Origin of the sequence: Microbacterium arborescens (genome assembly GCF_049707515.1) — a bacterium.
GTDB lineage: Bacteria > Actinomycetota > Actinomycetes > Actinomycetales > Microbacteriaceae > Microbacterium > Microbacterium arborescens_B.
The window spans coordinates 394,287-411,342 of record NZ_JBNAFI010000001.1 but is presented as its reverse complement, the minus strand read 5'-3'; the positions used below and the strand labels follow the sequence as shown (position 1 = coordinate 411,342).

The window sequence follows — 17,056 nt, the reverse complement described above, 5'->3', positions numbered from 1 at the left end:
CTCTCAGCGCTCCGGGGCGACGTACGTCGCGAGGTGGTCGCCGAAGTCCGCTGTCACCAACCCGGCTCGCCCGAGCTTGTCGAGCGCGAGCACGCTGCTCCGCGGGCGCGGCGCCACCGGACCTTCCGCTGCGGCGAAGTACTCGTCCGTGCTCACGGGCGAGACGCGCGAAGCCTCCTGGCCGCTCAGCTCGAACACGCGGGCGGCTACCCGATCCCAGGTTCGGGCTTCCCCCGATCCGGTGAGGTTGTAGACCCCGGACTCGGCGTGCGTCTCGAGGAGGTGACGGATGCCGCGGGCGATGTCGTCGGTGAACGTCAGGCGCCCGATCTGGTCGTCGACGACCTTCGGATCGATGCCGCGTTCAGCGAGCGACGCCATCGTGCGGACGAAGTTGTTGCCGTCGCCGATGACCCAGCTGGTGCGGACGATGTAGTGCCGGGGAACGACGGAGACGACGGCATCCCCTGCGGCCTTCGTCTGGCCGTAGACGCCGAGCGGCGACACCGGGTCGTCCTCGCTGTAGGCGCCATCCTTCGTTCCATCGAACACGTAGTCGCTCGAGACATGCACAAGGGTGATGCCGTTCGCGGTCGCGATGCGCGCGAGCGCAGCCACCGCGGTGACGTTCGCGGCCCACGCATCCACGCGACCCTCGGGCGTCTCGGCGAGGTCGACCTTCGTGTACGCGGCCGCGTTGATGATCGTGCTGTAATCCCGCCAGCGACGAGCCGAGGCGAGGTCGGGCGAGGTGAGGTCGAGTTCGTCCCGTCCGGCGTACTCCATCCACGGATGGTCACCGAATTCGGCACGAAGCGCACGGCCGAGCTGCCCGTTCGCACCGGTCACGAGGATGCGCTGGGGTGGCATCGGGACGACATCCGACAGTCGAGGGTGGTTCTTGTCCTTCTCGCTGATCTCGACCCGATCGAGCGGGATCGGCCAGTCGACGGCCGCCGTCTCGTCGGCGAGGTTCAGGAATGTGTAGGTCGCGTCGGGTGACCAGTGGTCGTTGACGAGGTAGGTGTACGCCGTGTCGGGCTCGAGGGTCTGGTACGAGTTGCCCACACCGCGTGGCACGAAGATCGCGCGGGAGGCGTCGAGTTCCGTGGTGTAAACGGCGCCGAACGTGGGCCCCTCGCGGAGATCGACCCAGGCGCCGAAGATCCGCCCCGTGGCGACGGAGACGTACTTGTCCCACGGCTCGGCGTGGATGCCCCGGGTCGTGCCGACGGCGTCGTTGAAGGAGATGTTGTTCTGCACGGGACCGAAGTCGGGCAGATCGATCCCGGCCGCGGTCATCTTCTCCCGCTGCCAGTTCTCCTTGAACCAGCCGCGCGAGTCGCCGTGGACGGGAAGGTCGAGGACGACGAGGCCCGGGATGGGCGTCTCGGTGACCGTGAGTTTCTTGCCGAACTCGATCGACATGACCGTCACTGTCCCTTTGAGGCGTAGAAGGCTTCGACGCCGTCCTTGGCGGGTGCCCACCAGCCCTCGTTGTCGCGGTACCAGTCAATGGTGGCATTCAGGCCGGCTTCGAAGTCCTGGTACTTCGGGGTCCAGCCGAGCTCGGTGCGGAGCTTGGTGGAGTCGATCGCGTAGCGGAGGTCGTGGCCGGCCCGGTCGGTGACGTGGTCGTACGCGTCGGTGGGCTGGCCGCTGAGGGCGAGGATGAGTTCGACGACGGTCTTGTTGTCCTTCTCGCCGTCGGCGCCGATGAGGTACGTCTCGCCGATGACGCCCTTGTCGAGGATCGTGAGGACGGCGGAGGAGTGGTCGTCGGCGTGGATCCAGTCGCGGACGTTCTCGCCCTTGCCGTAGAGCTTGGGGCGGATGCCGCGGAGCACGTTGGTGATCTGGCGGGGGATGAACTTCTCCACGTGCTGGTAGGGGCCGTAGTTGTTCGAGCAGTTGCTGATCGTCGCCTTCACCCCGAACGAGCGCACCCATGCGCGCACGAGCAGGTCTGAACCGGCCTTCGTGGACGAGTACGGGGAGGAGGGGTTGTAGGGGGTGTTCTCGGTGAACCGGGCCGGGTCATCGAGTTCGAGGTCGCCGTAGACCTCGTCGGTGGAGATGTGGTGGAACCGCTTGTCGTGCTTGCGGGCGGCCTCCAGCAGCGTGTACGTGCCGATGATGTTGGTGTCCAGGAACGGACGCGGGTCGTGGAGGGAGTTGTCGTTGTGCGACTCCGCGGCGTAGTGCACGACCGCGTCGACCTGACCGAACAGGTCGTCCACGAGTGCCGCGTCGGCGATGTCACCCTCGACCAGACGCACCCGATCCTCCGGGAGCCCCGCGAGGGAGGCGGCGTTGCCGGCGTAGGTGAGCTTGTCGAGCACGATCACCGAATGATCGGTGTGCTCGATGACGTGGTGAACGAAATTCGAACCGATGAACCCGGCACCGCCGGTCACAAGAAGCGTTCCCATCAGCGTCCCCTCTCCAAAATCTCCAACAGGTACGTCCCGTACCCGGACTTCACCAGCTTCACCGCCCGCTCACGCAGCTCGTCGTCGGTGAGGAACCCCTGCCGCCACGCGACCTCCTCGGGAACACCGATGCGCAGCCCCGTGCGACGCTCGATCGTGCGGACGTAGTCGGCGGCGTCGGTCATCTGATCGAACGTTCCCGTGTCCAACCACGCCGTGCCCCGAGGGAGCACCTCGACCTGCAGCTTCCCGCGCTCGAGATAGGCGCTGTTGATGTCGGTGATCTCGTACTCCCCACGCGGGGAGGGCTCGAGGTTCCGGGCGATGTCGATGACGTCGTTGTCGTAGAAGTACAGACCCGGCACCGCGTAGTTGCTCTTGGGCTGGGCGGGCTTCTCCTCCAACGACACCGCCTTCCCCGCCTCGTCGAACTCGACCACACCGTACGCGGATGGCTCCCCGACCCAGTACGCGAACACCGCGCCACCGTCGATGTCGGCGTAGCGCTTGAGCTGCGAGCCCAGGCCGGGGCCGTAGAGGAGGTTGTCACCCAGGACGAGGGCGACCTTATCGTCGCCGATGAAGTCGGCCCCGATCGTGAACGCCTGCGCCAGACCATCCGGGGAAGGCTGCTGCGCGAACGTCAGCGAGATCCCGAACTGCGACCCATCCCCCAGCAGCCGCTCGAAGAACGGCGCATCATGCGGCGTCGTGATGATCAAGATGTCGCGGATACCCGCCAGCATCAGCGTCGACAACGGGTAGTAGACCATCGGCTTGTCGTACACCGGGATCAACTGCTTCGAAACGCCCAGAGTGATCGGATGCAGCCGCGTGCCCGAACCGCCGGCGAGAATGATGCCCTTCACCCGTCAATCGTGCCACACGGCGCCCCCGGCTCCTGGGAGGGCGTCCGCCCGCCGCTCCCGGCGTTTTCGCAGCTGTGCGACACAATGGTGCTGTGTCGTCAGAATCCCGAGCCAGCCGCACGGCCGTCGCCGCGGCGCTGACCGTCCTCGCGCTCATCCTCGCGCTCGTTCCCGGAGTGGCATCCGCGGCAGACCGCACCGACGTGTCGGCGTCCGTGACCACGGCGACGGCGACCACGTCGACCACGGCGGGGGCGACGACAGCATCCCGGGTCTCGACTGCGGTGGACATGTCGACCTTCAACCCCAGCAACATCATCAGCGACGAGGTCTTCTTCGACCGCACGACGATGGGTGAGGTCGACATCCAGGCGTTCCTCAACGCGCGCGGCGAGCCGTGCAAATCCGGCCACACCTGCCTGCGCGACTACCGCATGAACACCGTGACCAAAGCCGCGGACTCCTACTGCGCCGGCTACTCGGGCGCGGTGGGCGAGAGTGCGGCCCGCATCATCGCGAAGGTCGCCGCCGCGTGCAACATCAACCCCCAGGTCCTGCTCGTGACCCTGCAGAAGGAGCAGACGCTCGTCACTCGCCCCGACCCCGGGAGCGGCCACTATCAGTTCGCGATGGGTCAGGCCTGTCCCGACACCGCCGCCTGCGACAGCCGCTACCACGGCTTCCAGAATCAGGTTTACGGGGCCGCGCGACAGTTCCAGATCTACGCGGAGGGCCGCTACTTCACCTGGTATGCGCCGGGCCGCACCTGGAACATCCTGTACCACCCGAATAGCGGCTGCGGCAGCTCGCCCGTCTACATCGCGAATAAGGCCACCGCCGGCCTCTACTACTACACGCCCTACCAGCCGAACCGCGCGGCGCTGGCCGCAGGCGGGGGGACAGGCGACACCTGCTCGTCGTACGGCAACCGCAACTTCTTCCGCTTCTTCACCGACTGGTTCGGCAGCACCCAGGGAGCACAGGGCAACCTCGTCCGCACGGCGTCGGCGCCGCAGATCTACGTCGTCGTCAACGGGGTCCGGCGACACGTGCAGTCGCAGGAGGACCTGTCGGTCCTGACCGCCCGCCTCGGCCCGGTCGCCGTGATCAGCGACGGACGCATGGCGCAGCTCCCCCGCGGCGCCGCCATGACGCGCCTCGCTCGGGATGCGCGCGACGGTCGGATGTATCTCCTGCAGGCCGACGGGACGAAGCACCACTTCACGTCAGCGAGCCTCGTGACGCGCTACGGCTTCGCCATGGACAACTACCTCGATCTGCCGCCCGCGCAGCTCAACGCCTACAGTTCCGGTGCAGCAGTCGGCGACCTCTTCCGTGCCGACGACGGCCCCGAGGTCTTCAAGTACGACGCCGGCGCCCGGCGCCACATCTACAGCCAGGTCGCGTGGGACCAGGAACGACGCACGCTCGGCGACTACGTCGCGGTCCTACCTCGCGGCACCGTGAACACGTTCCGCGCGGCCGCGCCGCTCCTCGGCGCGGGCGTCCTCGTCAAGGAGACGAGCTCCTCCGCCGTCTACGTGGCCGGATACGGCGACGAACTCATGCACCTGCCGTCCTGGGCCCTCGCGTCCGAGGCCGGGCTGAGCGCCCGCGCGGTGGTGCCCGACACGACGTTGCGCTCGCACCGGGTCGTCGGCACCCTCGCGCCGATGCTCCGCTGCGGCGACCGCACCGGCGTGGTCGGCGAGGGCGCTCTCAACCGCGTCACCGGCACGTTCTCCGGCTCGCCCGCCACGGTCCCCACCTCGATCTGCTCCGCGCTGACGTGGTCGTCGAAGGTCATCGACGGGCCGGTCTTCATCGGCACCGCGGGCGGCTCGCGCATCTACACCGCCTCCACGACGACGCTGCGGCACGTCCGGGATGCGGACGTGCAGCGCCGTCTCGCCGACGGCAAGCCCATCCGGGTCGCCTCGTGGTCGCCGGACATGATCGCCACGATGGTCGCGGGCGCACCCCACCTCTCCGACGGGAGCTTCGCCCAGTTCGGCGATGCCCGCGTCTTCGTCGCCGACGGCCCCGCGATCCGGCACGTGCGGAGCCTCGAGACGCTGCGCAGCCTGGCAGGTCCCGGCACGATCGTCGTCGAGCAGCTTCCCGCATCCTTCCTGGGCTCGTACGAGGAGAAGGCCGCGATCGACTGATCGGGCCGCCGCCGCGGCAGCCGGATCAGGCAGCCGAGGCGGAGTCTCTCAGGTCGCCTGCGATACCCTCGACGACGGTCCGAACACAGCAGGGAGCAAGTGAATGTCCGATTGGTTCGGAGTCTGGCCGGTCATCCTCCTGACCGCCGTGACCGTCCTCCTCCCGGGAGCGGTGCTCGTGTCGGCCGCGGGGGCACGCGGTTTCGACAGGCTGGGACTCGCCGCGCCGACGAGCTTCGGGCTCGCCGGGGTCATCGCGGTCGCCGCCGGACTGGTCGGCATCCCGTTCACTCCGGTCACCTTCGCCATCGCCACCCTGGTGCTCGCGCTCGCGGCGCTGACCGTGCGCCTCGTGATGCGCCGTCGGCTGCCGAAACGCGACGATGGCGCGCACCCCCCACGCGCCCGCGTCGTGATGGGCGCCATCGTGTTTGCGGCCGCGATCGCGGTTCCCGCCGCGCTGATCGGGCGACGGGTCCTCCGGGCGTTCGACGGGCCCGAGAACATCGCTCAGCTGTTCGACAACGTCTTCCATCTCAATGCCGTCAAGCACATCGCCGAGACACAGTCGGGGTCCTCGCTCACTCTCGGCAACCTGACCGAGGCGTCTCGCGGCTTCTATCCGGCCGCGATGCACGATCTCACCGCGATCGTCGTCCAGCTGGGCGATTTCGCGGTGCCCACGGCCGCCAATGCCATGGCCCTCATCATCGCGGCCGTGGTGTGGCCGGTCTCGATCATCTTCCTCATCACGCGTCTCTTCGGCTCGCGACCGGCGCCGATCCTTCTCGCCGGCGTGCTCAGCAGTGCTTTCGGCGCTTTCCCTCTACTGCTGATGTCCTGGGGGCTTGTGGCTCCGCTCATCACTGCTACGGCCATGCTCCCCGTCGCCGTGGCCCTCTTGATCCAGGCGTTCGGGCGGGAGAGCCGGCGCGGGCAGCGGCGATGGGCGGCGGTCATCGCGCTCGTCCCGGTGTCGGCTGGGATGGCGCTCACGCACCCGAGCACGATCGTCGCGGCGTCGGTGATCGCAGTCCCGTTCGTCGTCGCCCGCATCGTCGCAGATCTCCACAGCATCGACGGCGGGCGTCGACCGCGCTTGCTCGTGAGTGCCGCCTACGTCCTCGGCACGATCGCCGCGTTCGTCATCGCCCGTCCCGACCTCGGAGCCGCGGAGTGGAGCGCCGTCGAGTCCACGACCGCCTCGGTCGGCGCCGTCGTCACATCGGCTCCGCTCGGCCTCGCCCCGACCTGGGCGGTGACGGTCCTCGTCGCGCTCGGCGCGATCGTGGTCGTCCGCTCGCCGCGACGGTGGTGGCCGCTGCTGGCCGCGTACCTCGCGGGCGGCGCGCTCTACATCGTTGTGGCGAGTTTCGACGACGGCCCGTTGCGCGACGCGTTCTCCGGGGTCTGGTACCGCGACACGCCGCGCATAGCCGCGCTGATGCCGGTCGCAACCATCCCGCTCGCCGTCCTCGGCGGCCTCGCGGTGGTGCACGCGGGGACGGCGCTGACAGCACGCCTCGCTCGCCGCAGCGGGCGCCCGCTGCGGCGTCCGGCACGCGTCGCGCTGGCCGTCAGCGCGGCGCTGGCCGTCGTCTTCGTGCCCCTGTCGCAGGGCAACCAGCTGCGCGAGGCGGAGTCGCTCGTGCGTTACGTCTACACCTACAGCGACGACGCCCGACTGATCTCGCCCGAGGAGCGCGAGCTGCTCGAAGAGGTCGACGCTCACGTCCCTGCCGACGGGGTCGTCGTGGGCGACCCCGGCCTGGGCGCCTCGCTCGTCTATGTGTATGCCGATCGCACCCCGCTCGCGCCGCACATCTTCGGCTTGCGCAGTCCCGAGGAGGACCTGCTGCTCACCCGGTGGGACCGGGTCGGGCGGGACCCGAAGGTCTGCGATGCCGTCGAGGAGCTCAACGCTTACTGGGCGCTCTCCTTCCCCGGTCTCGACGCACTGGGTCGCCCGGCCGAGCTCCCGGGCCTGACGGATCTCGACGCCCCCGGCATCCGCGAGGTCGCCCGCGTCGGCGACGCGGTGCTCTACGAGGCGACGGCATGCGGACCGGTACCGCAGCCGGATGCGGGGCCCTGACAGCTCAACGGCCGAATCGAGCCGCACACCCCCCGTACAATCCTCTGGGACCCGAAAGGGGACCAACGATGAGAAGTGAGAACGCACTATGACGACGAGTCCGCGCGAACAGACGACCGCCGAGTGGGTCGCGGTTCACAACGTCGTCTTCCCCGTCGGCGGCGACTCCACCGTCCTCCCGCTCTACGTCGACGAAGGCTCGGGCACGCCGGCCCCGACACCCGACACCCTTCCCGCGAACCAGCGTCAGCTCTTCGGCCTGCTCCGCGACTCCCTGCACGCCGAGGTCCGCGGGTCCGCTGGCACCCGCATCGCCTACGAGCGGCGGGGCGTCCGCCTCGAGCCGCACACCCGGATCTCATTCGCCACGTACTTCAACGCCTTCCCGGCCGCGTACTGGCAGGAGCACACCGACGTCGACACAGTCCGCCTCATCGTCGACATCCAGGGTTCGGCCCGGATCGATCTCTTCCGGTCGAACGCGCGCGGCAAGTACGTCCGGATCGAGTCCCGGAGTGCGCACGACGGCCGTGCCGAGTTCGAGTTCCCCCTGCGGTCTTTCGGCGACGGGGGGTGGCTGTGGTTCGATCTCGAGACCGATTCCGAGTCGGCCTCGATGTCGTCGGCGGACTGGTCGGTCCCGGTCCGATCCCGACACCGAGGACCGACGCGGCTCACGGTCGCGATCCCGAGCTTCAACATGCCCGACGCCTGCCTCGATCAGATCCGTCGCTTCGACGATCACCCCGAGACGATGGACGTCGTCCGCCGCGTCGTCATCGTCGACCAGGGCACGCGGCGGTTGCGCGAGACGCCCGGCTTCGAGGCGACCGCGGCGCGTCTGGGCGAACGCCTAGAGGTCATCGAGCAGGCCAATCTCGGCGGATCCGGAGGTTTCTCCCGTGGGATGGCGGAGATGCTGGCCGACGACGCGTCCGATGCCGTCCTGCTTCTGGACGACGACGCCGAGGCCGAGCCCGAGAGCGTCATCCGCGCCGCCCGTTTCAACGACTTCGCCCGGCAGCCCCTCATCGTGGGCGGACACATGCTGAACGCGAACGCGCGGACGGTGCTGCACAGCTTCGGCGAGACGCTGAACTTCGACTCGTTCTGGTGGGAGCCGGTGGATCGCCAGCTGGCGATGCTCGACTTCCGCAATCGCAGCATCCGCACGACGCCCTCCCTGAGTAAGCGCATCGATGTCGCCTACAACGGATGGTGGATGTGCCTCGTCCCCCGCGAGGTCGTCGAGCGCATCGGGCTCTCTCTGCCCCTGTTCATCAAGTGGGACGATGCCGAGTACTCGCTCCGCGCGAGTGCAGCGGGGATCGGCACCGTGTCGCTTCCCGGCATGGCCGCGTGGCACGTGCCGTGGGATGAGAAGGACGACGGCCTCGACTGGCAGGCGTACTTCCACCAGCGCAACCGCTGGGTCGCGGCACTGCTCCACTCGCCGCACCGCCGGGGCGGGTCGCTGGTGCGCAAGAGCTTCGCCTCCGACCTCAAGCACCTCCTGTCGATGCAGTACACCGCGTCGCGACTGCGAGGCGACGCCCTCACCGACGTGCTGAGCGGGCCCCGGCACATGGACGGCACGCTGGCCTCGAGCGCAGCCCGGGCCCGTCGTATCGCGTCTGAGATGCGCGATGGCGCGCTCATCACCGAGCGGTCGGCCTACCCCCCTGTGGTGCCGCACCAGAAGGGGGTGCGCAACGTGCGCGTGCGCCCGCAGCGCAACATCGTGACCTTCGTCGTCAACGCCATCCGCGGCATCGCCCACCAGCTCCGTCCCATCCGCGCGACCCGGCCGCAAGATCGTGTCCGGTCGGTCGACGCCAAGTGGTGGCGCCTGTCGGGTATGGATGTGGCCCTCGTCGGCAACGCAGCAGGGTCGGGCGTCTGGGAGTACCGACGCGACCGCACGACGTTCCGACGCGAGTTGCGGCGCAGCATCCGCTCCCACGTCCTGCTCTACCTACGCTGGAACCGCGTCTCGTCCGCCTATCGCGCCGACGCACGCAATCTCGCGTCGCCCGAGCGATGGTGGTCGATCTTCCGGAACGGGGACGAGGCGTGAGCGCGAGCCAGACTGCGACGGGCTCGGTGCTGACCGAGCCTGGTCGCTCCGGAAGCCTCGTCGAGGTGTTCCGCCGCCGGTACCTCCTCTCGCTCGTCGTGCGGAAGGAAGTCGGCATCCGGTACCGGGGCTCCGCGCTCGGGTGGCTGTGGTCATATGTCAAGCCGCTCGTGCAGTTCGTGGTGTTCTTCGTCGCGCTCGGCGTGTTCCTGGGCCTGAACAAGAGCATCGACAACTACCCGATCTACCTGCTCGCCGGCATCACGGCGATCACGTTCTTCAACGAGGCGTTCTCGAACGGCACGCGTTCGCTCGTCGACAACGCCGCGCTGATCAAGAAGATCTATCTGCCGCGCGAGATGTTCCCGGTCGCCAGCACCCTCGTCGCCGCGATCAATACGGTGCCCCAGATCGCGGTGATCATCGTGATCGCGCTCTTCTTCGGCTGGGCGCCCACGGCGCTCAGCATCGCGGCGCTTCTCCTCGGGCTCGTGATCATCGCGCTGCTCGCCACCGGTCTCGGCATGCTGTTCGGCTCCATCAACGTGACATTCCGCGATGCCCAGAGCTTCGTCGAGATCATCACGATGATGTCGGTGTGGGCATCGCCGGTGATGTACCAGTGGGAGATGGTGCGCTCGGAGGTCCCCGACTGGCTCTTCGTGCTCTACCGCCTCAATCCGCTCACCTCCGCGGTCGAGCTCTTCCACTACGGGCTCTGGTATCGCATGGGGTCGGTCACGGCGGAGCCGATCCCGGATCTGTGGGCTTATGCCGGATACGCCCTCCTGTTCTCCATCACTCTGCTCGTGGTCGGGCAGTTCGTCTTCCGCCGATTGGAGGGGCGCTTTGCCCAGGACCTCTGAGCCCCAGGCGCAGCCGCGCATCGTCGTCGATAGCGTTCGCAAGAGCTTTGTCCTGCGCCACACGCACTCGCTCAAGGAGACCTTCGTCGCCGCCGTGCGGCGAAAGCCGCTCACGACGCAGTTCCATGCTCTCGACGGGGTGTCCTTCGAGATCGAGGAGGGCGAGGCGGTGGCCCTCCTCGGCTTCAACGGCTCCGGCAAGTCGACGACGCTCAAGATGATCTCGGGTGTACTCCGGCCGGATACCGGCAAGGTGCTGACCCGTGGCCGGGTCGCCGGGCTGATCGAGGTGGGAGCAGGCTTCCACCCCGACCTGTCGGGTCGCGAGAACATCTTCCTGAATGCGGCCATTCTCGGGATGAGCAAGCGCGAGACAGAGGAGCGATTCGACGAGATCGTCGCCTTCAGCGAGATCGAGCAGTTCATCGACACCGAGGTGAAGCACTACTCGTCGGGCATGTTCCTGCGCCTCGCTTTCTCGGTCGCCATCCACACCGAGGTCGACATCCTCCTCATCGACGAGATCCTCTCGGTCGGCGACGAGCCGTTCCAGCAGAAGTGCCTCGCACGCATCCGTGAGCTGCACGCGGCAGGAAAGACGCTCGTGGTCGTGTCCCACGACCTGAACATGGTGTCGGACCTCTGCGAGCGCGGTGTGTTCCTCAAGGACGGGAAGATCGCGTTCGACGGTCCCAGCAAGGAGGCTGTCGCGCAGATGCGCGGCTGAGGGAAAGCCGACCTCACAGTTCGGCGTGGAGCGCCCACACGCGCTCGGCGTGATCGCGCCACGAGAACGCGCGTCCGCGGTCTGCTGAGCGCACCGACCAGCGATGGAGCTCCTCGGGCGACGCGATCACCTCCCCCGCGGCATCCCGCAGTTCGTCGAACGGCGCGATCCGCGCCCCGTCGAGCAGCACCTCACGGTGCACCGGCGAATCGGATGCCACGACCGGCACGCCCAGCACCAGGGCCTCGACGGCACGCCAGGGAAAACCGGATCCCTCGGAGAGCGCGATCAGCAGGACGGCTGCATCGAGCACGGCCGCGCGATCGGCGGCATCCAGGCGGCCCGGCACGATGACGCGGTCGCGGTCGATCCCCGCGTCGGCGATGGCGCCGGCCACGTCGGCGGGCTCGTCGAAGATGACGACGCTGGAGGTGCGCTCCCCTGCGATCGAGGCGAGCACGGACCTCAGCTGTTCCTCGGTGCCGCCGGTGACGACGGCGACGCGATCGGGCACACCGAGCTCGCGGCGCCGGCCGATCGCATCGGTGGGAACCCGGAAGCCCGCGGGCGCCGCACCGGAGATGACCCGGATACGGCCGCTGAGCTTCGGGGCGATCTCGGCGAGCCGGTGGGCGGTCGCGTGAGCGGGAACGACGACGGCGTCGGCATGCTTCTCGGCGCGCTTGAGCAGCGCGCGGTGGCCGAGCACCGTCGCGCGGGGGAACAGCGCGGGGGTCTCCCACACCGCGAGATCCCAGAGCGTCACGACGGTCTGCTCGTTGTCGTGCGCGCGATCGTGCTTGACGAGCGGGGCCAGCAGCGTCGGCGCATGCAGCAAGCCGCCCGCGACTCCTCCCGAGATGCCCATCGGCCACGAGGCGAGCAATCCCGTGCGAGGGAACGGAGCACGAACGGTCTGAGCCGCACCGTCGACCGTCGCGGCGGCGTCCAGGGCATCCGACGGGACGATGACAGCCACCTCGCACCGCGCGGGCGCCGTCTCGACGAGCGCGCGCGCCACCTCCAGGGATGCCTCGGCGGCATCGGCATCCGCGACGTCGACCAGCTGGTCGAGGACGACCCGGAGGACCGTGGTCACCGCTCAGCCCTCCGGTTCGGGGGTCGGGGTCTGCGGGTGGAGCGCGTCCTGGACCATCTGCCGGACGAGCGTCCAGTCGGGCTCGGCCTCCTCGATGCCGTTCTCCGGCGTGAGCTCGATGGTGGTGACCGGCTGCTCCTTGGCCTTCATCGCGATGTCGGCGAGGAAGGGCAGCAGGTCGGCGGGGATGTCCGTCTGCACGAGCACCTGCCCCGCGTCGGCGATCTCGGTGAAGCGGTCGAGCACGTTCTGCGGAGTCATCTGCGCGAGGATCGCCTGCTGCAGCTCGCGCTGGCGGCGCATGCGGTCGAAGTCGCTCGTGGTGTAACGCGACCGGGCGTACCACTGGGCGGTGTCTCCGTCCATGTGCTGCTGGCCGGCCTCGATCCAGCCCTCGGCCCAGTCCTCGGCGCTCTGCCCCTCGTACTGCGGGCCGCCGCCCTTGGGCAGGCGTTCCACGACGGTGATGTCGACCCCGCCGAGGGCGTCGACGAGGTCGGCGAAGCCCTTCATGTCGATGAACACGTAGTACGGGATCGTGATGCCGAGGATGCCTTCGGCGGCGTCCTTCGTCGCTTCGACACCGGGCGCGGAGCCGTTGTCGGCGGCATCGGGGTAGAGCGCCTCGCCCTCGCGGCACACCTCCACCTCGGTGCGCAGCTGATTGATGCCGCTGCTCCATCCGCAGTTCGGGTCGACGCGCCCCTCGTGGACATCGGGGTACAGGTCCTTCATCGGGCCCTCGGCGAAGGGGAAATGCCCCATGTCACGCGGGATGCCGGTGATCGTGGTCGCTCCCGTGTCGGCGTTGACGGAGACGACGGAGATCGAGTCGAACCGCATGGAGTCGCGACCCTCGCCGCTGTCCGCGCCGAGCAGGAGGATGTTGTAGTAGCCGTCGGAGGGCGGAACGCTCGGGCCGCTCGCTCCGAAGACGGAGCTGAGCGTCTCGCGCACCGAGTTGACGCGGTCGAAGGTCCAGACCGCTGCCGACGTCGACGCGACGGCCAGCAGCACGGCCAGCAGCGGCACGCCGATGCGGGCGACGGTGCCGGCGCGCACGAGCTTCACGAGACGCAGCGTGTCGACGGTGAGCGCGATCCACAGCACCGCGTAGAACGCGATGACGGCCTGCACTATCAGCAGAACGAACCAGTTGGTCGCGAGCGACAGCAGCAGCGGCCGCCACAGGAGGCCGGTCAGCACGGTCAGCAGCGCGATGAGCCACATGACGATGGTCGCCCCGAGCCCGAAGCGGCCGAGGCGCCGGTTTCCCGCGAGCACCTGCGCCGACCCGGGCAGGAGGAAGTTGAGCACGACGAGCCACCACCCCCGGCGGCCCATGACCTCGGGCGAGGAGGTGTCGGGATGACGGAGCGGCCGCTCCTCGATGAGGCCTCCGCGTCCGGGCCGCGCCGAGCTGCGCGGCGGGGCGGCGACGCTCACAGGGAGTCCTTGAGTCGCCGGTTCTTCTCCTCGACCTGCTGCTCGAGGCCGCGCGCGTACTCCTCCAACCGGTCGGCGAGGTGCGGGTCGCCGGCGCCGAGGATGCGAGCAGCGAGAAGGCCCGCGTTCTTCGCGCCGTTGATCGAGACGGTGGCCACGGGGATACCACCGGGCATCTGGACGATGCTCAGCAGCGAGTCGAGACCGTCGAGCGTCGCGAGCTGGACGGGGACCCCCACGACCGGAAGGGGCGTGAGCGAGGCGAGCATGCCCGGCAGGTGCGCCGCTCCCCCGGCTCCCGCGATGATGACGCGCAGCCCACGGGCGCGCGCCTCACGGCCGTAGCGCAGCAGCTTGTCGGGCGTGCGATGCGCCGAGACGACCTCGACCTCGTGTGGGACGCCGAGATCGGAGAGGGCTTGCGAGGCGTCGCTCATCACGCGCCAATCGGAGTCCGAACCCATGACGACGCCGACGAGCGGGGCGTCCGACGAATGCAGCGGCGAGGATGTCACCGACTCAGATTAGGCGGGGCACCTGAGGAATACCCGGAGCGGCACGGCAGCGACGCGACCCCGGGCGCGCCGCGCCTTCAGTCGTCGAAGTGCGCCGCGACCACGCGGGCATCGCCCATGACGGCGTCCAGGTCGTCGCCGGAGAGGTTGACGTGCCCCACCTTGCGGCCGGGACGCGGCGCCTTGCCGTACGTGTGGATCTTCGCTCCCGGGTGCACGTCGAGGGCGAGCGGGATGCGCGCTTCGAGGGTGTCGGATGCCGGACCGCCGAGGATGTTGATCATGACGGACCAGGGTGCCCGGGGCGTCGGGTCGCCCAGCGGCAGGTCGAGCACGGCACGCAGGTGCTGCTCGAACTGCCCGGTCACCGCGCCGTCCTGGCTCCAGTGGCCGCTGTTGTGCGGACGCATGGCGAGCTCGTTCACGAGCAGCCGGTCATCGGCGGTCTCGAACAGCTCGACGGCGAGCATGCCGGTCACGCCCAGGCCTTCGGCGATGGCGACGCCGATCTGCTCGGCGACAGCCGTGAGGCGCTGGCCCGCGCGGGGGGCCGGTGCGATGACCTCGGCGCAGACGCCGCCGCGCTGCACGGTCTCGACCACCGGGTACGCGCGCCACGAGCCCGAGGGGCGGCGCGCGACCTGTTGCGCGAGCTCCCTGGTGAAGTCGACGAGCTCTTCGGCGAGCAGCTGACCGCCGGGCTCGAGGGCCGCGATCCAGTCGGCGGCTTCGTCTGCGGACGCCACGACGCGCACGCCCTTGCCGTCGTAGCCGCCACGGGGTGTCTTGACGACGGCACGGCCGCCGTTGTCGTCGATGAAGGCCTGGAGCTCGGCGGCATCTGCGATGGCGGCCCACTCGGGCTGCGGCATCCCGAGCTCGGCGAGCTTCGCGCGCATGCGCAGCTTGTCCTGCGCGAAGAACAGGGCGTCGGGCCCCGGGTGGACGGCGATGCCCTCGGCGACCAGTGCGCGCAGCACCTCTTGCGGCACGTGCTCGTGGTCGAACGTGACGACATCGACCTCGCGTGCGAAAGCGCGGACGGTCTCGAGATCGCGGTAGTCACCGGTCGCCGTCGCCGCTATGGCCGCGGACATGCCGGGCTCCTCCGCCAGCACGCGCACATCGATGCCCAGCTCGACGGCGGGCGCGATCATCATGCGAGCCAGCTGTCCTCCGCCGACGATTCCTACTCGCAACGACATGGCGCCTCCTCCGGGTTCGCATCCATCATCGCGCACACCGCCGCAGGCTCACACCGGCAGGCGTGAGCGGGGCTCAGGCGTCGGACCCGATGATCGGCATGCTGTGCGAATCGCGATGCGCCAGGATCTGGCTCACCTCGACCTGATCGGCCAGCACCTCGTGCACGAGCGCGACGGCCGGGATGCTCCGCAGCCGCAACGAGGGATCGACGCCGTTCGAGAGGGTGAGCGTGCCGGTGCCGTTGAGTCGCTGCAGGGGACCGCGCGACTCGTCGATGCCGTAGCCGCGGAGATGGCTCAGCTCGGACCGGCGGCGGACGAGCAACCCCGATGTCTCGATGACCCGACGCGTGGTGATCGTGTACGAGTGCGCCAGCCACCGGAGGTAGGGCAGGACGACGAGGAGGACGACCACGAGGCCGGCGGCGGACCACAGCATGAGGTCGGTGAACGGTTCCGGGAGATTGCCCGTGAGGTAGCCGGTGACACCGGCGACGACGATGAGCAGCAGTGCCGGCAGCAGCAGGGGGCCGGCGTGCGGACGCACGCGCGCGACACGCAGCTCGGGCGCAGCCGCACCGTGCGCGGGCGCGACCGGGCGGCCGAACGATGCTGCGGGCTGGGTCACAGCACCATCATCACCCGAGGCTCGGACAACACGGCGGCGGCACGCCCGGATGCCGCGACGGCTCAGCCGATGCCGCGCACGTGCACGACATCCCCCGCGCCGACGGCGGTCTCCGCTTCTCCGGTCCGGACGACGAGGCGACCGTCTTCGTCGAGCCGCTCCGCGCGCCCCGTCAGCGCCTCACCGCCGGGCAGTGAGACGGTGACCTCCTCGCCGAGGGTCACGCACGCCGCGGCGACGCGTTCCCGGAGACCCTCGTCCGCGCCGTTCACGGCCAGGTGCGCGATGTGGTCGCGGACGCCGGCGAGGAAGTCGGCCAGCAGCCGATCCTCATCGACGGCGGCACCCATAGCGGCGAAGGACGTCGCCGTGGACACCGGCAGGTCGACCTCCGCCATCGTCGTGTTGACGCCGGCCCCGAGGATCACGTCGCCGGCGTCCCCGGGAAGCACCTCGGCGAGGATGCCGCTGATCTTGCGACCGTCCACGAGCACGTCGTTGGGCCACTTCACCCCGACCGTCGAGTTGCGCAGCTGCGCGGCGACGGCGTCGCTCATCGCGAGGCCCGCGACGAGCGGGATCCACCCGCGCGAATGCACGGGCACCGCGGCCACCCGCAGCAGCACCGACACGGCGAGCGCGGTGCCCGGCGGGGTCGTCCAGCTGCGGTCGAGGCGGCCGCGTCCCTCGCGCTGGTCGGTGGTCACCAGCGCCGCGAGGTGCGGGTGCGCATCGGGATCCGCCTCGACGTCGCGCCGGAGGTGGGCGTTGGTGGAATCGGTGTGCTCCACGACGTGGAGGCGGGGCGAGACCGCGGCCGCGCGCGGGTAGCCCTTCTCGGGGATCGTCATGGCGTCACCCTACGACGCGCGCTCCCACCGTTGCGAGGGGTTGCGTCCGAGGGTTCGCACAGGTGATCGGCCCCGTCG

Annotated in this window: 14 protein-coding genes; 5 read left to right on the top strand and 9 right to left on the bottom strand. The window is 69.3% G+C overall.

What is annotated here, in order from left to right; all coding sequences use genetic code 11:
• Nucleotides 1-3: 3 nt before the first annotated feature.
• The 3 genes from ACPYN5_RS01740 to rfbA are packed head-to-tail and all read right to left on the bottom strand — an operon-like array spanning nucleotide 4 to nucleotide 3,301.
• Nucleotides 4-1,428, bottom strand: a complete 1,425-nt coding sequence (locus ACPYN5_RS01740) for a sugar nucleotide-binding protein (RefSeq protein ID WP_424447262.1) — start codon at nucleotides 1,426-1,428, stop codon at nucleotides 4-6.
• A 5-nt stretch (nucleotides 1,429-1,433) separates the two neighbouring features.
• A complete protein-coding gene (rfbB, locus tag ACPYN5_RS01735; protein WP_424447261.1) occupies nucleotides 1,434-2,432 on the bottom strand; it encodes a dTDP-glucose 4,6-dehydratase in 999 nt (332 codons plus the stop codon).
• Nucleotides 2,432-3,301 (bottom strand): glucose-1-phosphate thymidylyltransferase RfbA, encoded by an 870-nt coding sequence (gene rfbA / locus ACPYN5_RS01730; RefSeq protein ID WP_424447260.1) that lies wholly within the window; start codon nucleotides 3,299-3,301, stop codon nucleotides 2,432-2,434. The genes rfbB and rfbA overlap by 1 nt, the downstream gene beginning before the upstream one ends.
• A 92-nt stretch (nucleotides 3,302-3,393) precedes the next feature.
• On the opposite strand from rfbA, the gene ACPYN5_RS01725 reads away from it, so the two are divergent.
• From ACPYN5_RS01725 to ACPYN5_RS01705, 5 genes are all read left to right on the top strand, one after another.
• The gene (locus ACPYN5_RS01725) at nucleotides 3,394-5,469 is read left to right on the top strand and encodes a hypothetical protein (RefSeq protein ID WP_424447259.1); all 2,076 of its coding nucleotides are present in this window, start codon (nucleotides 3,394-3,396) and stop codon (nucleotides 5,467-5,469) included.
• A gap of 103 nt (nucleotides 5,470-5,572) precedes the next feature.
• The gene (locus ACPYN5_RS01720; RefSeq protein ID WP_424447258.1) at nucleotides 5,573-7,564 is read left to right on the top strand and encodes a DUF6541 family protein; all 1,992 of its coding nucleotides are present in this window, start codon (nucleotides 5,573-5,575) and stop codon (nucleotides 7,562-7,564) included.
• Between the two features lie 88 nt (nucleotides 7,565-7,652).
• Nucleotides 7,653-9,641 (top strand): glycosyltransferase, encoded by a 1,989-nt coding sequence (locus ACPYN5_RS01715; protein WP_424447257.1) that lies wholly within the window; start codon nucleotides 7,653-7,655, stop codon nucleotides 9,639-9,641.
• Nucleotides 9,638-10,507, top strand: a complete 870-nt coding sequence (locus ACPYN5_RS01710; RefSeq protein WP_424447256.1) for an ABC transporter permease — start codon at nucleotides 9,638-9,640, stop codon at nucleotides 10,505-10,507. The genes ACPYN5_RS01715 and ACPYN5_RS01710 overlap by 4 nt, the downstream gene beginning before the upstream one ends.
• Nucleotides 10,491-11,234 carry an ABC transporter ATP-binding protein gene (locus ACPYN5_RS01705; RefSeq protein ID WP_424447255.1) on the top strand — a complete coding sequence of 248 codons (744 nt, stop codon included), beginning with the start codon at nucleotides 10,491-10,493 and terminating at the stop codon, nucleotides 11,232-11,234. Before ACPYN5_RS01710 ends, ACPYN5_RS01705 begins: the two co-directional genes overlap by 17 nt.
• Before the next feature lie 13 nt (nucleotides 11,235-11,247).
• Here ACPYN5_RS01705 and ACPYN5_RS01700 read toward each other — a convergent pair whose 3' ends face one another.
• From ACPYN5_RS01700 to ACPYN5_RS01675, 6 genes are all read right to left on the bottom strand, one after another.
• Nucleotides 11,248-12,333, bottom strand: coding sequence for a glycosyltransferase (locus ACPYN5_RS01700; RefSeq protein ID WP_424447254.1), 1,086 nt, complete (start codon nucleotides 12,331-12,333; stop codon nucleotides 11,248-11,250).
• A gap of 3 nt (nucleotides 12,334-12,336) precedes the next feature.
• Nucleotides 12,337-13,779: an LCP family protein gene (locus ACPYN5_RS01695; RefSeq protein ID WP_424447253.1), complete on the bottom strand. Its 1,443-nt coding sequence runs from the start codon at nucleotides 13,777-13,779 to the stop codon at nucleotides 12,337-12,339.
• Nucleotides 13,776-14,243, bottom strand: coding sequence for a 5-(carboxyamino)imidazole ribonucleotide mutase (gene purE, locus ACPYN5_RS01690; protein WP_424447670.1), 468 nt, complete (start codon nucleotides 14,241-14,243; stop codon nucleotides 13,776-13,778). The genes ACPYN5_RS01695 and purE overlap by 4 nt, the downstream gene beginning before the upstream one ends.
• A 128-nt stretch (nucleotides 14,244-14,371) precedes the next feature.
• Nucleotides 14,372-15,499 carry a 5-(carboxyamino)imidazole ribonucleotide synthase gene (locus ACPYN5_RS01685; RefSeq protein WP_424447252.1) on the bottom strand — a complete coding sequence of 376 codons (1,128 nt, stop codon included), beginning with the start codon at nucleotides 15,497-15,499 and terminating at the stop codon, nucleotides 14,372-14,374.
• A gap of 73 nt (nucleotides 15,500-15,572) precedes the next feature.
• Nucleotides 15,573-16,127 carry a PH domain-containing protein gene (locus ACPYN5_RS01680; protein WP_424447251.1) on the bottom strand — a complete coding sequence of 185 codons (555 nt, stop codon included), beginning with the start codon at nucleotides 16,125-16,127 and terminating at the stop codon, nucleotides 15,573-15,575.
• A 62-nt stretch (nucleotides 16,128-16,189) separates the two neighbouring features.
• A complete protein-coding gene (locus ACPYN5_RS01675) occupies nucleotides 16,190-16,978 on the bottom strand; it encodes a biotin--[acetyl-CoA-carboxylase] ligase (protein WP_424447250.1) in 789 nt (262 codons plus the stop codon).
• Nucleotides 16,979-17,056 lie beyond the last annotated feature (78 nt).